The following is a 21,419-nucleotide window of genomic DNA, read 5'->3' as shown; positions in this document are numbered from 1 at the left end:
CCTATTATGGGTGGCTTGATAGGTCTAGGTTTTGTTGTTATTGGTTAATTTGTGGGGTGTTAATTACGACTTGATTACGGCCTGCATTTTTTGCTGCATATAGTGCTTTATCTGCTGCTTCAATCAGGGTATTCGCAGAGTCAAAATCAGGGAATGAGGCAATACCACAACTGAAATTACAGGTGAAATCGTCTTCATCACGTAAGTGGTTAATTTTACCAAAACCGGTCCTTAGTTTATCCATAATTGTTTTTGCAGTTAATAAGTCAGTACTCGGCAGCACCACCAAAAATTCTTCACCGCCGTAACGGCCAATAACATCATACTGACGTAAGTTCTGTTTAAAGAAATTGGTCAGACTCTTCAGTACTTTGTCACCCACAGGATGTCCATAATTGTCATTCACATGTTTGAAGTTATCCAGATCCAGCATGGCAATAGAAAGCGATGTATTTTCACGCCAGGCTCGGGCCAGTTCAGATTCGACCTTATCCTTAATCTTTATATGATTGAGTAAACCTGTAAGTCCGTCAGTATCTGCAAGCTTGCTAATCATTCGTCCACGCTTAATTCGGTTTGTGATCGCAGAGGCCAGGTGCCAAGGCAAAACTGGTTTAGTTAGAAAATCATCGCCGCCGTGCCCCATAACACCCAACTTTTTCTTCAAGTCTGACTCAGTGGATAAAAATACAATAGGAAGATCGACATAACTATTCATCTGCCTAATAATCTGACTCAATTCCATACCATTACAGTCTGGCATATACAGGTCCATCATAACGAGATCAGGCTGGAATGAAGCAAGTACATCCAACAGTTTCAATGGCTGATTGACCTCAATTGTTTGCATCCCAGCTTGTTGCAAAATCAGTGCTATTGATGCAGATTGCTCTGGTGAATCATCAACAATTATAACTCGATAAATGTCTTCAGTAATCTGATGAGTGAATGTTTCAATAGCATCAACCATGGCCGCCGCCACAATCGGCTTGGGGAAAAAGGCCAGACCATTGGCACGTACCGCATCAAGACGCGTTGTAATGTCACCGCTGGTACTCATAAAAATAGTCTTAAGCGGATGCTTTCGTATTGCATTGATATGTGCGATGTGTGCGGTTCCCAGCTTTGAATCACCATCAAAAATCACATCCATTATTACCACGTCTGGAACCTCCCGCTCCAGCGCCTTATCAAATGAAAGCAGGTCAGAAAAAGCAGCAATCCGATAGCCAAAACGCTGAATTTGTATGCTGATGCTACTGAGCAAGTCAACATCATCATCCACTATATAAATTAACATATCCGCAGCGTTGTCTGAAACAAAGGACATATTCTGACGTTGTATTGGCGCCATATTAATCGTCATTGCAGTAGACTCGCCACTGATTGCATTACCCAGTTTCTCTAGAAAAAACTCTATTTCATCCACCAGCAAGGAAGTAATGACCTCAGTTTTTGGCAAGCGTAAGGTAATCATATTGGCAAAGCCGGAAATGGCTTCAAACCCGTAAGTTGCACCGGTACCTGCCAACGTGTGGACTTGGCGATAAAAAGTCTCAAACATTGCCTGATCGTCAGGTGCAGACTTAAGTTTTTCCCAGCTTTGACGTATTTCTTGGACTTTTTTTGGGATCTTTGTAGCAAACGTCTGCTGTAATGCAGTCAATGTCGCCTGAATATCGGGTGGCGGTTTCTGGGTAATCATATCAATTTTGTATCCTTGTCCATATTTCACTTATCTGCGAGGCCAGTGCCATCGGATCAAAGGGTTTGGCGATCACGTCGACCGCCCCCATATCAAGATAACCCTGAATTTCATTGGGCTGTACTTTAGCGGTCATAAAGATTGCCGGCGTTGTTCGGTATGCTTCTATTTCACGAATTTTAAGTAATGCCTTCGGCCCATCCATATCGGGCATCATCACATCAAGTAGTAGTAATTGTGGAGCAAATGCCTCAACCTCGGCTATTGCTTCTAGGCCAGAATTGCATGATTTCAATGTAAAGCCGCCCACAACTTCTAGAGCGAGTGACACCAATTGTTGGATGTCGGGTTCGTCTTCAGCGTATAGGATGCGTTTTAATGGCTGCATCTTATTTATCCACCCTGTGTATAGTCTCTTTGTTTATCACCGATTTGATATGTTGCATGAGTGTCTCAGGTGCTGTCTTCGTCTTGACCACTGCGCCTTCTACCTGTGCAGCAAGATCCTCACTAATATCCTGAGCCGTAAATATAATCACCGGGGTCTGGTGCTGTGGACTGTTTAGTAAGGGTAATAAGTCTTCGCCAGAGCCATCCGGCAAGCCGATATCGAGTATCACCAGATCAAAGTATTCATCTCTAAGTAAATGTCTTGCTTGTGTCAGCGTTGTCGCATGTTGAACTTGGTATTCAGGGCTTAATTGGGTATTAATAATCATCGCAATATCTAGGTCATCCTCCACGTGTAGAATGCTCACCTTGTCGTGTTCAGGGGCTAAACTGCTTTGCACCGTTTTCAACAACAGCTCTTCATTGATTGGTTTCTCAATCCAATCCACCTTCTTAAGCACTTCACCTTTAATTTCAAGCTTGCCTTGATTTGCCTTGGCAGACACCACAATAACAGGGAGCATTCGAGTGGCTTTGTCGGCGCGCATTTGGCGCAGCAGATTAATGCCGCTTCCTCCGGGGATCATCAGGTCTAAGGTGACAGCGTCATAGTGATGGCTCTGTATTTTTTTTACTGCGTCTTGATAGTCAAATGCCTGATGGCATTCGTAGCCACCATTCTCCAGCAGCATGACCAGTAATTTAGAAACGTCCGGCTCATCCTCAACAACCAGAAGTAGCGGCCGATCTGAATGGCCTTTATCAGAGTCTATATCTACCTTATGTGTTTCCTCGTACAAAGCTAAATCAACATAAAAAGTGGTGCCTTTATCGGGTGAACTGTCAAAGTGAACACTCCCGCCATGTTGCTCAACAATACCCTTAGTAATACTTAATCCTAGCCCTGTACCACCCTTCTGCCGCGTGTCGGAGCTATCAGCTTGAGCAAATTTACTGAATATTCTGGATTTGAATTTTTCTGGTATGCCCTTGCCATGATCGTGCACAGCAATGTGGGCTTGTCCTTTTGATGTTGTCACCATAATATCAACATGATCGCCAGTGGGTGAGTTTTTGGCAGCATTGGAAAGCAGATTGGACATCACCTGATCGATGCGCTTTTCATCGATACGAACGATTACCCTCTCATTTTCACCCTGTTCAAATATAAATTTGACGTTTAGCTGGTCACCATAACCTTTGTTCGATTCAAGCGCTTTTTTAATCACGGGGATCAGGTTTGTGACGGTATAATCAAAATCCATCATCCCAGCAGTAATCTTTTCAACATCCAGAATGTCATTGATTAGAGTTATTAATCGCTCACTGTTGTTGTTGGCGATGGCGAGCAAGTCATGCACCTTTTCAGGTAATTCACCCACAACACCGCCTAATATAAGACCCAGAGAACCACGAATCGATGTTAATGGTGTGCGCAATTCGTGACTAACCGTAGAGATAAACTCTTTTTGCATCTGCTCCACGCGTTTGCGCTCAGTGATATCTCTGACGATACCAGCGAAGTGGCTTTGGTCGCCGATCAGCAGTGTACTGAGGGCCATTTCCATCGGAAAGGTAGTTCCATCCTTGCGCAGACCAATGATTTCAAGACCCACACCTTTGACCCTTTGCGCGTCGATACTGACATGATTCAATAGATAATCGTCGTACTCACGGTGGTCAGACTCTGGCATCAGCAGCTTGACACTCTGCCCTATCGCCTCATCGGGGCTATAACCGAAAATCCTTGCTGCAGCAGGGTTAAATGTTTCAATGAAACCTTTTTCATTAATTGTAATGATGCCATCAACCACATTGTCAATAACAGCTAACAGCCGCGCTTTTTCGTCGAGCACATTCTGCGCGTCTGTTTGACGTTTAGTGATATCTCTGACAATAGCAGCGAAATGGCGTTGCTCGCCGATAAGCAAGGTACTAACGGCCATTTCTATGGCAAAGGTGCTGCTATCTTTGTGCACGCCAACACTCTCAAGAACCTGACCTCTTACCTTATTCTCGTCGTTACTGACATAGTTAGACAGATAGTCATCGTATGCAGCGTGGTTAGGCGCGGGTATAAGACTCTTAAGCTTCTGCCCTATCGCCTCATCGGGGCTATAACCGAAAATCCTTGCTGCAGCAGGGTTAAATGTTTCAATGAAACCTTTTTCATTAATGGTAATGATGCCATCAACCACATTGTCAATAACAGCTAACAGCCGGGCTTTTTCGTCGAGTACATTCTGTTCAGCTATTTTGCGGTCTGAAATATCGCGCACAATACCTGTAAAATGCAGCTCTTCACCTACATTCAATTCACTGACTGCCAACTCCATGACAAAGGTAGAACCGTCTTTACGCCTGCCGATCATCTCGCGACCGATACCGATTGTTTGCTTTTCATAAGTGTAGATATGTTTTAAAAGATAATTATTATCCTCACTAAGGTATGACCCAGGTATTAGCAGATTAATATTCTGCCCGATGACCTCCCCCTTCAAATAACCAAAAATGTGTTCGGAAGCAGGATTGAATGATTCAATCGTACCTGTTTTATTAAGGGTGATCAGGCTGTCAATCAGGCTATCGATAACCAATGCATATCTTTGGGTTTTTAGTAATATGTCAGCTTCGAGGTCTGCTTTAATAAGCTGCTGATTAGCCGCAAAATCATTAAATATTTCATACAGAAGACGAAACTCGTCTTTTACTGATTCAGGATCCGCACGAATGACCATATCCCCCTGCTGCATTTTTTTAGCTATTTCTGCTAGTCGCACCACGGGTGTTACAATGTTTTGGGTGGTCATCCACAGGGTACCCAATAAAGCCAATAGCCCCAAAAATACCCCCGCTAATAAGGAGTCATTGCGCTCGGCAATAAGAGGTGCAAAAGCGATAGCTTGCGGAATGTTGATACCCAGTAACCAGTAACGATTATGATCGTTTGGGCTGAAAAATATCTTCTGGAACCCAGCCACTTCATCATGCTCGGCATCATAGTGCATCACGCTATCATGCTGCTTTGAGAGGTCAATGAGCTGGGGATCATCCTGAGACAGATTATAGTCTGTGCCTAATGCTTTACCGAAAAGTTTGCTGGTATCAGAATGCTTAAGGTATTGCCCCTGCGCGTCGCTGACAAAACGTTTCACACCTGATGATTCTGCAAAAATATTTTTGAACAGGTCTTCAACATAGATATTAACCACAATCAAACCTTGAACTTGATCATTTTCTTGTAAATAAACGGGGGTTGCGATCCTCAGTATTGGCGTAAGTGGTTGCTGAATCACCCCGTTTTCACGGTTCAGACTCACGTCCGAATAATACAACTTACCGGCTGGCAGTTTCAGCGTTTCAGATACATATAGGTTGTCTTTTTGATTTTGAAGATCATCCGCAACTGCTGCTTTCCCCGTTAAGGAATCAACTCGAACGAGTTCATTACCATTGACATCAATAAATTTTAGCTGAGCATAAGATTGACTATTCAAAGTATACGACAGGAAGATATCTTCTAGACGTTTCTTCCATTGTCCCAACGTGCCCCCTCTCAACGGATCAATGCCACCAGCATTGCGGCTTCGGATCATAGCTGTCACTGGCGGAACATCACGTAGAGCTAACAGACTTTCACGCTCAGAAATTAATATTGTGGTGATTTGATAACTTAAGCGCTCTAGGGATATCTGTTTGAGCGAAATGATATTTTGTTCCGCATATACCCGGGATTTCCAGTAACTAAACTCGCTGGCAATAAACAGGGATGTAAAAATAAGAAAACCTAACCCTAGTGAGGTTTTGCCTCTCACCCCCAAAGTTATCTTTCTTAACATAGCGTCTGCTCAAATTCGGTAAAGTAGGCGGCATCCAAGTTACTGCCGATGAGTTTGGCAAAAGATAGATCTGTAGCTTGCATAGAAGCTTGAGTGTCAGCAGGTAAAGAATGTAGCGCGTCTGCATTAGCCTTGATGGAGTTGGGCATAGCAGTTTCTAGCGTCACAACAACACATTGTTTTTTGTCGTTATCAAAGTTTGGTTGAAGTGCAACATAAAAACTCAAAATAATACCTTCCATGTTATTACTGCTATCCGAAAACCAAACGTCCCTTCAGAAAGGTTTAACAGAAACAGATTAAGAGTATTATTGAGTTAATTATCAGAAGGGTATATACGTAAAACTACTGATTTTTGGGGCCTATATGTGGCTATTTATAGGATAATGCACAAATTTGAAAAAAGTATTTCAGACTACACATAGCAATGTTGTACATACTTCTCACTTTCTTGGTTGAAATAGACCCACCAATCAACAATAGGCCTGAATTTCTTATTTCTTAAAACCAAATAGTGGAATATACCCATCACTTTATGCTTGTTGATTAGGTTGTGATTGCGTACTTTATTACCTTGGGTATGTCTTGGTTGCGCTTTACCAGTTGTGGTCGCATAAAATAAAATTCAGTGATTTCTCGCCGAAAAGTCCCTAAAAAATGGTGCACCCGGAGCGATTCGAATGCGCGACCTTCGCCTCCGGAGGGAGCGATAAAATTAATAAGTTACAACTTGATGACCTACAAAGGTCAGGTCAGTACAACCCCAACTTATCGTTTCTACATCCCATAGATACCAATGACTTTTTACGTATAGCGGCACAGCATATGTACCAGAACGATCACTTCGAAAAGATAAGTGAGTCTCTCTCCCGTCACTGGTTTTCATAGTCAGAACGCAATCTTCAGGCTCTACTAGATATTGCTCCCGCATAAATAAGGCCAAAGTAAGAGATCCCTTTAAACGATTTGAAACAGTAATAGATTGCGCGCCTAGAAGCTCAACACTTGGTGTGGATTTGCGGCTCATGCCCCATGAATGAGGGAGCCATTGAAGATTTGAGAACATATCGAAATAATCGACAAGAGCTCTTTGTTCTTCATATGTATTGGACTCTCTTAAATATTTTCCATTTTCCTTCCTCGCGGTTCTTACCCAAACACCCGTAGTGAGAAGATCTTCGTCAACATCGATCAAATCTAGACTCATTATATAACGGCCCAATAAAGGCGCTCGCAATAGCAGTCCTCCGCCGTCATGATCAATATTCTGATGCATAATGCGTATACAAACTCCTCCCAAAGCTTCATATTTTTGGATGGTTTCAATAATTGCTTTTTGTTCAGACGGACTAACCGCGTTATACGAACTCGTTGTTGGTATAAAGGAAAGTCGTTTGGATAGGGCGAGAATACTGTTATTACCAGTTAAATCTACTAAAGAGCTGCAGTTATCTGCGTACTTCTCATAAAAGGTATCTACGCTTTTCAGGCTAGCAGCAATATTATCCGGCAATGCCTTATTAAAAATTAATGGCTCACTTGAGAAAAAAGCTAAGGCTTTGGTGAGTGTCATCTGGCTGGAAAAAGAAAAACTTACGAATATAATTGTGCACAAAGTGAGTAAGCCTATCCGTAATAATCCTCGAGATGACCGACCTAAATGAAGCACTAGAACTAATATTGTGGTGCTAATCAGCAACGTTGCAGCGAAAGGCCGAGAAAGCGAACCTGGATCATCGCGGCCCATAAACCTTAGAATACCCAAAATAACCAAGCTCAGTGCGATAAGTGCAAAATCTGCTTCTTTTCTATGTCCTTGTTTAACAGCGTAAACCATAATTAAAGAAAGAATTGCTGCTAGGTACAGAAAACCATACTTGGTCAAAGCAATTTTTTTTGTAAAGTCGAGCAAATTATATATGGAATGGGCAGCGATATTGATTGAGCCATTTCCAGTTACATAACTGATCAATTTCGGCGAAAAAACCATAATCATAGTAAAATAAAATATCACACTCAGCCCAAGCATCGCATAGGTAGGGATTGAATATTTAGAAATTATGCTACGGTTCTCGAATATTTTAGGAGCGAAAACTAGCAGGACTACAATATTCCATAGAACCCCTTCTCCAGCAGAGTGGAACGTTAAAAACAACGATGTTCCAACCAAGATGGTCATGGTTTTGATTGGTTTGAAAAAATTGATATTTTGGCAGATAAACCACGTTGCAGGAACCATCAGAGCTACAGCCGACAATATGCCTCCCACTAAAAAACTGCCAATAAAAATTATAATCAGCGTTCTAGCATAGAAATTGATCCCTACCAGTAAGAAGAATGAAATAGTTAGCAATGTAAATCTAACAACGGTAAGTTCATAGAACGCCAGACGCTCAAAATTCATCGGATCATCTATCAGTATTGCAGCTAGCGCGGGATAATAATTTGTTAATCCGCGAGACGGGTTATATTCGTCAAATAATCCCCAAATACTCTCGGCCACAAGTCGAGCGGGGATATAGTACTCCCCCGAATGGTAGGAATCTGGGCTTACGGAAAAAGAGCTAACAAGACCACCACCACTTCCAACCACTTGATTTGCGTAAATAAAGAAAATCAAAGAAGGAAAAAACGCACTTTTAAAGACCGAACGGGTCGATAGGTATGATAGGAAAAAAATAATTACCAATATTAAAAAATAATATACTTGTTCGACTTCAGATCCATCATAAGCCCAGCGCTCGTTAGATAAGCTATTGCTTATAATCATTATCAATAAAGCAAAAACTGCTGCGTAAAAAGCACTCTTTATTATTACATATGAGGAATATATTCCAGAAAAATAGTCCGAGGGCACACTGTTATCGTTTCCTATTCTATCGAACAGATCGACTGATTTTCTGCGGGAATTACAAAATATTACGGCAAGAGGAGTTACCAAGAGAACAGCTATTAAAGCAAATAGTTGAAGTATTTTCTCGTTGTACAAGCCTTGAAAAATAATGTTACCTGAGATTAAAAAATATTCTTGCTTAAATAATATTAAGACTGACGATATAGCAATTAATAATAGTGTAATGACAACATTAGAATTTTTTTTCATTTGATACTAATTCTCTTCGTTGTATCAGAGTAGGCAAGCAAATTTGAATTCACACCTCATAATACAGACTAATTGTAAAATTTCGGGGCAATACTAGAATGATATCTTTTATAAATGTTATGCGCCTACAGAATTCAACTACCTCATGTTGCTCTATATACAACAAAGTCGATTAGTTATTTCTATTAGAAGCGAGATAGAAAGGTAGGCCCAAGAAACGTGATATTGCACCGATTAGGTGAAATATCAGTCCTACCAGAGCGCCATTATTAACCATAAGCAGTTTTGAATAAACCAAGTCAAATGCTGCCGTACCCACACCAAAACCACCTGCAACTCCAAACACCCCCCCAAAAATAGCAATCGGGAACATTGTAAAGCCCATTGCCAGATCGATGGAATTTCCAACCGCATAAGATATGCATAACAGTGAAACACACCAAAAAGAGTGGTTGAGAATCGACAGCGTTAATGCAATAACGAGTGTAGCAGGATTCTCCCGCATTGAGCGAAATGCGCTTATCAATTCTAAAAAACGTCTACCCCATGTGCTTGAACATAAACGGTTATTATTAACTAATCGCTCATAAAGCCAGCGCGAACCTAAAATCCAAAAAGCCAAAATCGGGCCAATGCCCAGTATAAATGCACTTGCTATCACATAACCTCTCGAGGGCAGTCCTGCAAGATAAGACCACCCAACCAGACCAGCCATAGATGCTAAAAGGAACAGTCCTATAATGCCCAGAGTCCGGTCAAAAATAACGGCCATCAGAGCTCGAGTCCTAGTTCCTGACTGGACCTTTTTTAAAACATATCCTGCTTTGACGACATCGCCTCCGTTAGAGCTTGGTAACGCAAGATCAAAAAAAGAACCAATCATCGTCCACCTAAAAGCCTCTTTATAGGAGGCCTTGACACCCATTCGATTCAGGACCAGCTGAAATCTAAAACTGACCACAAAGAATGGCGGCAATGTGCAGAAAAACGCAGCCAAAAGCCAAGGCCAGGTGTCCAGTAGTGAAGTTAGCAGTGAGAGATCTATGCGATTGAAATAAAAAAGCAAGCCAATCACAGCCACAGCCATTGCAATCTTGAAAACAGGGGTTTTTAGTCCATGCAGGGCACTAGCAAATAAATCAGTCAAGAATTGATCTATCCACGGCGTTGGAGCTCAAAAACTAAATATTTCAATAGTTTTTTGCCTGTCGGCCAGACCTTAAAATTTGTTTCTCCATATTCTCGCCCACCCTCGTTGGTAGCAAACTCGGCCCTTGGTAGTTTCAGCCTATATGAACGAACAACCATCTCAATATCGATAGACAAACCGTCCTCTAGTATTTGCATCTTTTCAAAAGCGCAGCGAGTCCAGCCCTTAACACCATGCAATACATCTCGCACACGATATCCATCTCTACACCAAACCACTGCCGCAAATACTGATAGCCAAAGGACCGCCCATTTTCGAGGTCTGAGCAAACGCGCGTCTTCTTCATTAACTGCGCCAACAATCATTCTGCTGGCCACAACAAGGTCATTGCCTAGTTCCAGCAGTGGTCTGAATTTCGCTAAATCCTCTGGTGGAAGTGTCGCCTTTGGGAAAAAGACGACAACAGCATCACCTTCTGCGATTTGATTAGCATAAATATACGCGGCATTCAGGCCCCGTTTGGGCTGCTCGAAAACTGGTATGTTCATTTTTTTTAGGTACTCAACAGTCCCGTCGGTACTGCCGCCGTCCACAGCAAATACCTCATCGAAGCAATCTTTAGGTATTTTAGGGAGGTCGGATTTACAGCCTTGCAGTTCATTCCAAACGATAAGGCAAAGTGATATTTTCAAATTGAGGCTTCCGAACTAGTGAGGGAGTCTGCAAGCTGGAGGGCTTCTAAAACAGCTATATCAGAGTTCATATGTTCCCACTTACCCCAGCGACCGAGCCCAATAATTCTGTTTTCAAGGGCCCACTCTAGAATTACTGCAACGGCTTCGGGCTTATCTTTGGTGTTAACAGGATAAGCATATTCATTGTGAAAGTGTGTTTCGCTCTTAGAACCTGAGGTACGGCTGGAATTACTTTCTGTCCAATGGCCTCTTGCCCCAGTTGCAAAATTTGATCTGAGTAATTGCCGATGATAGCTCTTATTTTCGTCAGGCTCGTATATCCAATGGGCATCTGAGGTCAGAGTATTCGAATTGTATTCCACATCAATCGAAATATTTTTCAACTTTGAGATAGCAGTAGTAATGTTTTCGGGTAACGAGCAATAGTTTTCCCAATGCGCCCAAGGGATAGTGTTTATTATGGTCTCGGCTTGCCACTGACCATTTACTAAACCCGTACTCAAATCAATATTGATAACTTCGGTACTGAGTAAAAGTGAATCCCCAAGCGCAGATCCCATAAGCCTCCAAAGCTCACCATATCCGTGATTTTTAGGATAGAGAAATGTACCGTGTGCGGGTAATTGACCTTGCGGTTTTCCGTAAAGACAGCTCTCTAAAACCTCTCGAAAAGATACATTGGGAAGTTTATGGAGCCAGTAGACTCCAAGCTTATCTAGATCCATGGACCAGATTTTCTTGTTATAAGGAAGCATATATTCGGCAGCTATCTTATTGCCTAGCTTCCATACGATCCAATCTGAAAAAGAATCGGGTATCGGTTCGTCGCTGACACAACCTGCCTTTGCAATTGATTCAAGGTATTCAACTTGCGTGTCCTTGGGAAGTTGCCAAAGGTTAGCTTCGAGGGGATGATCAATTTCCTGACCGTGAATTCTGATTTTAGATATACGATCGAACTTATTCCATTCTTCTTTCGGCATAAAGCGGAACAGGAATTCCAAAACCCTCTCGTATTTCACATCCAAGAAATGACCACCACCCGTATCGAGCGGAGCGCCATCAACTATTTGAGATTTACACAATCCACCCGTCTCTGCGTTTTTCTCGATCACGAGAATGTCACTGGTTGACAGACCAGACTGAAGTAAGCGATGAGCGACAGCCAAACCACTAGGACCTGCTCCTAGGATTAGATATTTGTATTTTTTCAATCGTTTTTTTCTCGTGTAATTAGACGGAATTTTATCGAAGGCTACAAATTACTTTCGAGATTAATCGAGTGTACGGCAAAAATTTATTTGAGTATGGGTAAAATAAAACGTCATTTTTCATAAAATGAAGATACATCATGCCTAATACTTTCCATATTGACATCCCTTTTATATCGTTGAGGGAGTTAAAATAGGCGAAATGTCGTCTATTACTAAACTGTTTTCAGATGATTCAGAATTCAAAACAAGCGCCTCCCACTGTTATGCCAACCTGTTTAAATATTGCTTTTGTTTATGATGCAGACCTGCTTTTATTCAAACAGACTTATCTGAGACTGTGCTCGATTTTCGCCGTTAGATACCAGTTTTCAGCGTGTACTTGGTATTTAAACGGTTAGAAAAGCTAACCCTCCCATCGTATATAATTCCCTCAGACTAATGGAAAAATCGAATTCTTAATGACCGGTGGGTAATTACATTTATTAAATTGTCGATTTAGCTGTGCATGTGGGTTTTTTAAGATAAAATTTCACTTCAAAATATTAGGCTTTGTGTAGAATTATTTCATCAAGTTCTAACTTCTAATAGATTTCACACAGCCTGCGCTCAAAGGGGACGAATCAATCAAATTCGCCCACATCTGCAACGTGCTCATTCTTGTCCTTTTCTCTGCGTACTACCACTCGGTCATAAATTTTATCGACAAAGCCCAAGTCATGACTGGTCACTAAAAACCCCTGCTCTGCCATCTGAACTCTATCTTTGATGATGAGCTGCAGATCGTTAACCGTATTAAAATCTAAGCCAAGAGAAGTGTTGTATGGCTGTTAAACACCAGTTAGTATTTCTACAGCCACCTAATACTGCCCCGATCTGTTTTGGAAAGATGACGAAGTTCGGGTATCGACGTTATCGATGGAAATCTCGCCTTGATCCCATTCAATCAATCCACAAATCGGTTGCACCGTAGTAGTTTTACCAGAACCATTGGCACCAAGAAGTGCCACCACTTCGCCACGATTTAGGCATTATGGCAAATCAATGACGACTGGGATGTGTTACTACAGCATACAAGCCAACAGCTTGATACTGAAGGTGCTTTTGAATATGACCCGACTATCAGTGACGACGATGACTTGAATGTTGCGACCTTTTCACCCACTAACGGTGATGATAACGTGAACCTCACGCAATGGACTGTCAATGGGATGCTTAACGGGCTTGAAGTGATCTACAACGGATCGTTCACAGACCGAACGTTTCAAGGTCAGAGCGACTATACCGGTTATGTTAATGTCGGCCCCTTCGTTCCTTACTACATTTGTACCTATCCAGCTTATGATGAATGTTTTAGTCCTGTGATGACCACATCAGAACAATTTTCAACGGAACGTAGTGTTCACGAAATTCGTTTCGCAACTAATGCAGATGATCGTTTTCGGGCAATTGGTGGTGTGTTCTATGATGATCAACAACTCAACTTTTTAACTGACTTCACCTATGCGGGGTCTATTGAAGCGGGTTTCTCACCTAACTTCCCCATACCGGGCGCGTTTACTAATACAGATGGCAGTGCTCGCCCACCTGGCGTCACATTCGTCAATGATTTTCAATCCGATCGTGAAGAGATATCGATATTTGGCGAATTGGCTTACGATGTGACTGACGATGTTACCGTCACCGTTGGTGCTCGTCGCTACGAGATTGATATAGGCTTGATGGGACAATCGTCATTCGGACAAAGGGCCGCCGGCCCTGAAGCTAATGGTGGATCAAATGTGGATGCAAGACTTGAGGGTTTAAGCCCCGCTACATTGTCAGGCACTATTTTCAAAGGAAATATTCGCTGGAAAATGAATGCCGACGTGATGTTTTATGGAACCTACTCTGAAGGTTTCCGAGGCGGCGGATTCAACCGTGCAGCTGGCATTGGTGGCATTCCTGCCACCTTTGATACTGATGATGTGGTCAGTCTTGAATTTGGCTGGAAATCAACGTTGCTCGATAATTCTTTGCGCTTTAACGGTGCGATATATAATGTCGACTTCAGCGACCTTCAGCAAGGTATCCTAGATTTCTCTATCGCCAACACCTCATTTTTTGACAATGTTGGAACGGCCGAAATCAATGGTGTTGAATTTGAACTTGATTGGACTGCGGCAGACAACTTAGATCTGTTCGGCTCATTTAGCTATATCGACTCAGAATTGACCGATATTCCAGAGACACTTGTGAATATTGCACCTGTAGGCTCAAGTCTTCCCTACGCACCAGAGCTCGAAGCAGTGATTGGGGCACGTTTCTACCAAAAGATTGGCACTTTTTCTGCTGTTTACCAAGGCGTATACAAGTGGGTGGATTCACGGTTTAATAGCCTAGCCGCTGCTGGTCGTGTCGAGTTGCCGTCTTATAATCAGCTCAACCTGTCAGCCAGTTTTTCAAAAGATGACTGGAGAGCAACGTTGTTTATTGACAATGCTACCGATTCTCTCGGGCAGGTCGCAGCGGGTTCCGCCGATAATGTTTTCAGAGTTTCTCCAACACGACCTCGCACTGTCGGTGTTAGAGTGAACTTTGCTTATTAGCATTAAGTGATATTCAATCATTTTAAAGCATGAAAGGGTCGGCGTTTAATAACGTCGACCCTTTTTTATTTTTGGTGCTCTATATACAATATCAACTGTATCCTGATATTTACCGAGATATTATTTTGCCAGATCAAGTAAAAAACACCCAACCTGAACACGTTATTAAACAGTGTCAATTATTGATTAATAAAGGCCACTTAAGCCAAGCATCTGAAAATCTTGAAAATATGCTTACCCAAAATCCAGGGCATATTGAAGGTATCTATTGTCTTGCGGTCTGCCAGCGTAAACAGCAAAAACATACCCAAGCCATGGATAATCTTAACCAAGTCTTGGTAAAAGTACCCGATCACGGCAGGGCTCATCAAGAGCAAGGTTTTATACACAAAGCGTTAGGAGAAACCTCCAAAGCCATAACGGCATTTGAAAAAGCCGTCGCCTTGAACCCGGCATTATTTGGAAGTTGGCGTGTGTTGGCTGATGAACCTGACTATTCGAACCGTCAGGAAGCTAAGAAGCATGTTGATTGGCTCTCTAGTTTGCCCCCGGCGTTGGTCTCGGTTTCGAGCCTCATATATCAAAAACAATTGCACCGTGCAGAACGGCTTTGTCGTCACTTTCTCAAAGATAATCCCCATCACCCAGAAGCTATGCGTTTGCTGGCTGAGTTAGGTAACAAGTTTCAAATTCTTGACGACGCTGAATTTTTATTAGCTAGCTGCCTTGAATTTGAACCCAACTATAAAAGGGCCCGTCTGGATTATGTGCATGTTTTACATAAGCGGCAAAAATATAACAAGGCGCTGACGCAAGCAAAAATCCTGCTAGATTCTGAGCCCAACAATTCAAATTTAAAAATTGGCCTTGGCAATGCCCAACAAGCTACAGGGGATTTCGCAGCGGCTATCAAGACCTTTGAGAGTGTTCTGCTTAACAATCCAGACAATTATTCAATCCATCTGACACTCGGCCATGCGTTAAAAACAATGGGCCGTGTTGATGACGCTATTCAAGCGTATCGTAAGAGTTATCAAATCAAACCCGATTTTGGAGATGCGTTCTGGAGTCTGGCAAATCTCAAAACTTATCGATTTTCATCCGCAGAACGTCAGCAAATGCGCGATCAAGAAGCAAGTTCTACAACAGCGATAAACGATAAAATTCACTTTTGCTTTGCCCTCGGTAAAGACCTAGAAGACAGCGAACTTTTTGACGAAGCATTCTCTTTTTACCATAGTGGCAACACGTTAAAAAACGAGCAGGACCGGTATGATAGTAAACCTCTGGATATGTCGTTTAATATCCAGAAAAACAACTTTGATGCGGCGTTTTTCAAACGTAATGAAAAGGCAGGTTGTCCTGCCCAAGACCCCATATTTATTGTAGGGCTACCGAGAGCGGGCTCAACACTTTTAGAACAAATTCTCTCTTCACACTCACAGGTCGACGGGACCATGGAATTGGCCAATATCATTGGTCTAGCGCACCACTTGAATGGACGGAAAGTGGTGCAGGATACCCCTCGTTACCCTGGCATCCTAAATAAGATATCGACTGATGACCTGACTAAAATGGGCGAGCTTTATGTTGAAGAAACCCAACATCACCGCCAGGGAGCCATGTTTTTTATCGACAAGATGCCGAACAATTTCCGACATATTGCCCTTATCCATTTGATTCTGCCTAACGCCAAAATCATTGATGCGAGACGGGATCCTATGTCCTGTTGTTTTAGTGGTTTTAAACAGCTATTCGGCGAGGGCCAGCAGTTTTCTTATGATCTTGCTGATATTGGACACTATTATCGCAGTTATGTTGAGATTATGGATCATTGGGACAAAGCATTGCCCGGTAAGATTTTGAGGGTACAGTACGAGGATGTGGTGGCAGATCTGGAGACTCAGGTTCGGCGCATTTTGGACTATTGCTGCCTTCCTTTTGAGCAAGCTTGTCTTGATTTTCACAGCAACAAACGCGCGGTTCGAACTCCAAGCTCTGAGCAAGTTCGCCAACCCATTTATCAAAGTGGTCTTGAACAATGGCGCAATTATGAATCACACCTAGAGCCGCTGAAAGAAGCACTGAGCAAACCTAAGAAATCATCTAAGTGCCAAGGAAGGTGTTAACTGATAGGCACTGACTGTATCAATTGTGAGTTATGAACAACGTTTCATCGACTGGTTCCAAATGGCACATTTTTACCCGTCAGGCTTAGATCTATTACACCAGAGGTTTTCATTTATTGGGAGGTAGTTTTAAGCCCAGATAATTTAGCTTCTCTAAAACACTGGGCTTTTGTCTATTTTAAAGACTAGTCACGTTCACCCTGCTATTTCTCAATTAGTGAGAAGCTCTCAACACCAAAAAATTTTTCAATTATCATTTTTTCTGGCCTAACAGCAGAGTCGAAACTGGCATGCCCTAAGCCTGCTATACGTTCAAACTTAAAAGATAACCCTTTGAAATTCTGCTTTACAAAAAATGCCGACAAATCATCAAAGGCAGGCATTAAGTCATCGAATTCACCTATGGCTGAGTACAGCCTGATGGGATGTGTCAGTTTCTTCTGGGTGAAAGACTTAGCATAAGAATAAAGATGATTGGTATCCCAGGCAGATGCTGACGATGTAGGGATATAACCACGAAACAAATTAGGTTCGTTAAACAGCGCGTACAAGGTAAATAAACCACCATATGAACTACCCATTAACACTCTATTGTTATTGGTACGATACTCGCTGCCAATATACGGGATAGGTTTTATCTGATTGCCCATAACCGGCGGGCGTTTTAATCAGCAGTTGGTATTCTTGTTTGACAATTTTAGATTGTAAAAGCCGCACTTGTGAACCCGCAATAGTCATTTCTGCATTGTTCTCTTTGGCCTGTGCAGTGACGACATTCAATAACATTAAGATAAAACCTAGACAAAACGTTCTCATATTCGATTCCAAACAAGGGCAGTGACTTTTAAGTCTACCTTTGTGTGCAAGGGTTTGTCAGGTAGATTTTAGAGTTCAATTTTGTGTGACATAACGGTGCTGCCAGACACATCTTTAACGCTCATGGTTAATTGTTTAGCGGATAGTTCAATCACACCATAGTTTGCCTTGGCATAACTCTCCCCTACCCTATGTTGATTGGGGCTGACGTTTTTCCATTCTTCGGTTAGACCCGACGTAGTCATTTCCCACAACGACTGACCATTGTTTCGGGTTATTTGACTGAGTTCACTCCAGTGAGTATCGCCGCTCACGATCACTAGGTTGTCTATTTGATATTTATCGAGCAGATCTAAAAATCGTTGTCTTTCATGGGGTAAATTGGCCCATGATTCCCACCCGGTAAATTCAGATAAAAATTGTATACTTGTCGCTAAAACACGTACGTCTGCAGGTTGTTGTAATTGTTGTTCTAACCACTGCCATTGGGTTTCGCCCAGCATAGTGGTGGATTTATCTTGGCTTGGTATATAAGGCCCTAAATCATTAGGTGCTTTGCTGAGCATATATTTAAGCCTACCCACTGATTCAAGAGGGCTTCGATTCCAGCGCAAGTCAGGCAAAATAATCTGCACTTTTGTATTGCCTTGATTTAAAATATGACTGGTATAAATACCATCGGCTCTGATGCGTCTTGGGCTATCTTTAGGCACATTAAAATAATCAAGCATGATCTGCCGAGAGGCCACTTTCTGCGGGTATTCTGCGCCTGCGTCGTTTTCACCAAAGTCATGGTCATCCCATATACCAATAGTAGGGGTATTCGCCAACATAGTTTGCATACCCGAGTTTGACCATTGCTTAGCGTATTTGGCTTTCAACTGAGCCATATCTTCGGTATCGCCGTAAACATTATCACCAAGCAAGACAAACAAATCACCTTGCTCTTGGTTCATCGCTGCCCAGATAGGTTGCGGCTTATCTTGGTGTAAACATGAGCCAAATAGAATTTTAATCGGCACTGCAGATACCTGCTTAGCCACCACTGTTGTGCTTATTGTTATCAACAAAAAGAAAATACTGATCGCGATATATTTCATGATGATTTACCTTTGTTTGACTATCGGTAAGGGTTGGCCAATGTCCGTTGCAAATTGCTGATAATCGAACCCAAGCAATTGCACGGCAGTTGCCGCAACTTGATCTAAGTTGAAGCTTCGGGTCTGCTGGCTTCCAACTGATTCTTTCACATCTGGCCCCATGGCGGCTAGCCAAATCTGATCTGCACCCGGTATGCCATCCTGATATTGTTTTAATCCGTTTAAATAACCTTTCACAGCCTTTGGGCTAGCATGGTGTTGCCAAGATTCTGCAGAATTACCACGACCATGATCCACCGTAATAATCAGATTGGTATTATCTTGGTACTGCTCTATAGATTGCAACAATGTCCACAACTGAGCAATAAATTTATCGGCTCGGTTAGCACCCCGTAAGTATTCAGGGTAATTTCCTTGATGAGCAAAATCATCTGTTTCACCTAGTGCCACATACATCACTTTTGGCTGATGTGCCAAGATATATTCTTTGGTAAATCCCAAGGTAAAGGCATCTAAACGCACATTATGCCAAGGACTGGGAATTTGTGTTTGCAACCCATTTAACCAGTTAGCTTTATCTGATAAACCAGCCCAATCGGCAGATTCAAAACCCGCATTAATAGGCACACCACTGCGTGTCCGATTAATAATGGCGGGAAACACATCCCAACTACCAAAAGCAGCCACTTTTCCTTGGTATTCTGATTGTTTATTTAGCCATTCCAATATAGTGGTATTGGGGTTTTCGATGGCTTTATTTGAATCAATATTCGGATCAGCTTTACCTGTTAACAACTCATTGTAACCTGGATACGAAAACCAATATTCGTTTGTGACCCCCATGTTCGAGCCTGAGTCACGGTTACCGATTAACACCCCGTTTTTAGCCAATACATTCCATAAAAAAGGCATCAGCTTCTGACGTTTATTCTCAGCACTTATTCCTGAAAACTGTTTGACTAAGCCTGCTTTTTGTTCCTTAAATGTATCTAAATCAAGCACATCATCCTGATAGCCCTGAAATACTTCTTGCCAACGCAATCCGTCAATACTGACCAAGATTAAATTATCGGCAGCCTTGCTCGTTAAAACAAAACAGCATAAACCAAAAAACAAGAATAATTTCATTTCAACTCACTCTAACTAGGCAAAAAAAAAGACGAGCCTAAGCTCGCCCTAAAGTGACACACAGGGAAACTTTATTTAAAACGCGGCTTTTAGATTTAGGGCCATCGTACGAGGAGCACCAATCCATGCTGCATTGGTGGCAACAGTACCAAGGTAACTTTCATCAAACAGGTTGTTGATAGTGAAGTTAATCTCAATCGACTCAACACTGCTGCCTAAGTCGTCAATGGTAGTACCCAAGTAAAAATCACTGACTGTATAAGCTTCTACAGCTGCGGTATTCGCTTGATTCATCCAACGTTCGCCAACATATTTAGTGCTCAGGCCTGCATAATGGTTACCACGTACCCAATCGATACTCACCACACCCATTTGTTCAGCCGCACCAATGACACCATTACCTATAATGTCCACTTCCGTATACTCTGATTCAGTATATTCGGAATCATTACTTGTATAAGATCCATACACACTAAAGTTATCAGACAACTGGTAACTTAATGATGCTTCAAAACCTTTCGATTCTATACCGCCGTCATTAATATAACCACCAGCAGTCGACTCTAAGAAGTCGATACCTGTCACAGTTTCATTACTCACAAAGTTGATCCTGTCTTCAAATTTAGTGACGTAATAAGTCAAGCTAGCGCTCAAGTCTTTAGACGAATACCTTAGGCCCAAGTCAAAGTTGTCAGCAGTTTCGGGCTTAACCGAACTTAAATCAGAATCATCACGCTCTAATACAGCATCTTTAATGGAAGCGTAGTTTTGTGCAAAACCAGCGAACATCTCAAGTCCAGTTACAGGTAAAGGTGCCACAAAACCTGCTGAGAAAAGTAAGTCTGAATCCGAAGATACACCCTGATCATTGGTTGCATTAAATCTGTCGTTTTTCGACACATCAACAAAAAACTGCTTGATACCAAAATGCGCTTTAGCAAAACCTAAATCAAGTTGGTCTTCAAGGTAAAACATCGTAGTTTCTACTGGGAATTCGCGATCGTACTGAACCCAATAAGGGGTTTCATCAAAACGGTAACTAGTCGCCGAATCAATGATTTTATGCCAACTACGATTTTCATCACGCGTGTAATCTTCGTACCAGAAACCACCACGTAGCGTATTATCCATATCGGCTATACGCGTATCCCAGATAAAATCACCGTTAATACCAATACGTGATTTTTTATAATTAGTATGGCGATATGAACCGACTGGAATAGCGCCATCTGCAAAACAGTTTGGATCATAAGTTAGATTACTAGACTCATCGACATCTGGGGTACTAGGATCATCGTTGCGACTTCCGCCATAGGGGAATGTCAATGATGCACAACTAGTTTTGTCACCAATAGGCAACGATACACCTCCCCTATCTACAAAGGTAATTTGGCCTAAAACACCGCCACCATAAACAGTATTTCCTGATACCAATTCTGAATGACCGTTGCCTTCACCATCATCAACTAGATCAACTACATATTGTGGCACCCAATCTCCACGACCTTCGTTATTGTGATAATAAACATTGGTACTAAAAGCTACTTCACCCACAGTAAAGTCAG

General features: G+C 42.1%; 16 protein-coding genes and 1 pseudogene. 2 read left to right on the top strand and 15 right to left on the bottom strand.

Going from position 1 to position 21,419, the window contains the following annotated elements:
* Positions 1-37 precede the first annotated feature (37 nt).
* From CXF95_RS22630 to CXF95_RS22590, 10 genes and pseudogenes are all read right to left on the bottom strand, one after another.
* On the bottom strand, positions 38-1,705 hold the full coding sequence (locus CXF95_RS22630) for a diguanylate cyclase (RefSeq protein ID WP_101200812.1): 1,668 nt from the start codon (positions 1,703-1,705) through the stop codon (positions 38-40).
* Position 1,706: 1 nt separating this feature from the next.
* The gene (locus tag CXF95_RS22625; RefSeq protein ID WP_101200811.1) at positions 1,707-2,093 is read right to left on the bottom strand and encodes a response regulator; all 387 of its coding nucleotides are present in this window, start codon (positions 2,091-2,093) and stop codon (positions 1,707-1,709) included.
* 1 nt (position 2,094) lies between these two features.
* The gene (locus CXF95_RS22620; protein WP_101200810.1) at positions 2,095-5,934 is read right to left on the bottom strand and encodes a PAS domain S-box protein; all 3,840 of its coding nucleotides are present in this window, start codon (positions 5,932-5,934) and stop codon (positions 2,095-2,097) included.
* On the bottom strand, positions 5,928-6,176 hold the full coding sequence (locus tag CXF95_RS22615) for a hypothetical protein (protein ID WP_101200809.1): 249 nt from the start codon (positions 6,174-6,176) through the stop codon (positions 5,928-5,930). The genes CXF95_RS22620 and CXF95_RS22615 overlap by 7 nt, the downstream gene beginning before the upstream one ends.
* A gap of 473 nt (positions 6,177-6,649) precedes the next feature.
* Positions 6,650-9,037, bottom strand: a complete 2,388-nt coding sequence (locus CXF95_RS22610; RefSeq protein ID WP_101200808.1) for a hypothetical protein — start codon at positions 9,035-9,037, stop codon at positions 6,650-6,652.
* 172 nt (positions 9,038-9,209) lie between these two features.
* Complete coding sequence (locus tag CXF95_RS22605) at positions 9,210-10,184, bottom strand: lysylphosphatidylglycerol synthase transmembrane domain-containing protein (protein ID WP_101200807.1); 975 nt, start codon at positions 10,182-10,184, stop codon at positions 9,210-9,212.
* A gap of 8 nt (positions 10,185-10,192) precedes the next feature.
* Positions 10,193-10,879: a glycosyltransferase gene (locus CXF95_RS22600; protein ID WP_101200806.1), complete on the bottom strand. Its 687-nt coding sequence runs from the start codon at positions 10,877-10,879 to the stop codon at positions 10,193-10,195.
* Positions 10,876-12,096, bottom strand: coding sequence for an NAD(P)-binding protein (locus CXF95_RS22595; RefSeq protein ID WP_101200805.1), 1,221 nt, complete (start codon positions 12,094-12,096; stop codon positions 10,876-10,878). Before CXF95_RS22595 ends, CXF95_RS22600 begins: the two co-directional genes overlap by 4 nt.
* Positions 12,097-12,716: 620 nt before the next feature.
* On the bottom strand, positions 12,717-12,845 hold the full coding sequence (locus tag CXF95_RS31185; protein WP_255418947.1) for a hypothetical protein: 129 nt from the start codon (positions 12,843-12,845) through the stop codon (positions 12,717-12,719).
* 108 nt (positions 12,846-12,953) lie between these two features.
* Positions 12,954-13,109 (bottom strand): annotated as a pseudogene (locus CXF95_RS22590) (ATP-binding cassette domain-containing protein); the annotation flags it as partial.
* A 42-nt stretch (positions 13,110-13,151) separates the two neighbouring features.
* Here CXF95_RS22590 and CXF95_RS22585 point away from each other — a divergent pair.
* Complete coding sequence (locus CXF95_RS22585) at positions 13,152-14,681, top strand: TonB-dependent receptor (protein ID WP_157828220.1); 1,530 nt, start codon at positions 13,152-13,154, stop codon at positions 14,679-14,681.
* A gap of 125 nt (positions 14,682-14,806) precedes the next feature.
* The gene (locus CXF95_RS22580) at positions 14,807-16,810 is read left to right on the top strand and encodes a tetratricopeptide repeat-containing sulfotransferase family protein (protein WP_101200834.1); all 2,004 of its coding nucleotides are present in this window, start codon (positions 14,807-14,809) and stop codon (positions 16,808-16,810) included.
* A 203-nt stretch (positions 16,811-17,013) separates the two neighbouring features.
* On the opposite strand, the gene CXF95_RS30855 is transcribed toward CXF95_RS22580, so the two are convergent.
* The 5 genes from CXF95_RS30855 to CXF95_RS22560 all read right to left on the bottom strand — a co-directional run bounded on the left by CXF95_RS30855 (position 17,014) and on the right by CXF95_RS22560 (position 21,408).
* Positions 17,014-17,391 (bottom strand): hypothetical protein, encoded by a 378-nt coding sequence (locus tag CXF95_RS30855; RefSeq protein WP_232787990.1) that lies wholly within the window; start codon positions 17,389-17,391, stop codon positions 17,014-17,016.
* A gap of 13 nt (positions 17,392-17,404) precedes the next feature.
* Positions 17,405-17,626: a hypothetical protein gene (locus tag CXF95_RS30850; RefSeq protein ID WP_232787989.1), complete on the bottom strand. Its 222-nt coding sequence runs from the start codon at positions 17,624-17,626 to the stop codon at positions 17,405-17,407.
* Between the two features lie 68 nt (positions 17,627-17,694).
* Positions 17,695-18,726 (bottom strand): alkaline phosphatase D family protein, encoded by a 1,032-nt coding sequence (locus CXF95_RS22570; protein WP_101200802.1) that lies wholly within the window; start codon positions 18,724-18,726, stop codon positions 17,695-17,697.
* Between the two features lie 6 nt (positions 18,727-18,732).
* On the bottom strand, positions 18,733-19,854 hold the full coding sequence (locus CXF95_RS22565; protein ID WP_101200801.1) for an alkaline phosphatase family protein: 1,122 nt from the start codon (positions 19,852-19,854) through the stop codon (positions 18,733-18,735).
* 75 nt (positions 19,855-19,929) lie between these two features.
* Positions 19,930-21,408: a TonB-dependent receptor domain-containing protein gene (locus CXF95_RS22560; protein WP_369809341.1), complete on the bottom strand. Its 1,479-nt coding sequence runs from the start codon at positions 21,406-21,408 to the stop codon at positions 19,930-19,932.
* Positions 21,409-21,419: the final 11 nt, after the last annotated feature.

Origin of the sequence: Paraglaciecola sp. MB-3u-78 (assembly GCF_002835935.1) — a bacterium.
In the GTDB taxonomy this organism is placed as follows: Bacteria; Pseudomonadota; Gammaproteobacteria; order Enterobacterales; family Alteromonadaceae; genus Paraglaciecola.
The sequence above is the reverse complement of the archived record's forward strand: the minus strand, read 5'-3'. Positions and strand labels throughout refer to the sequence as shown.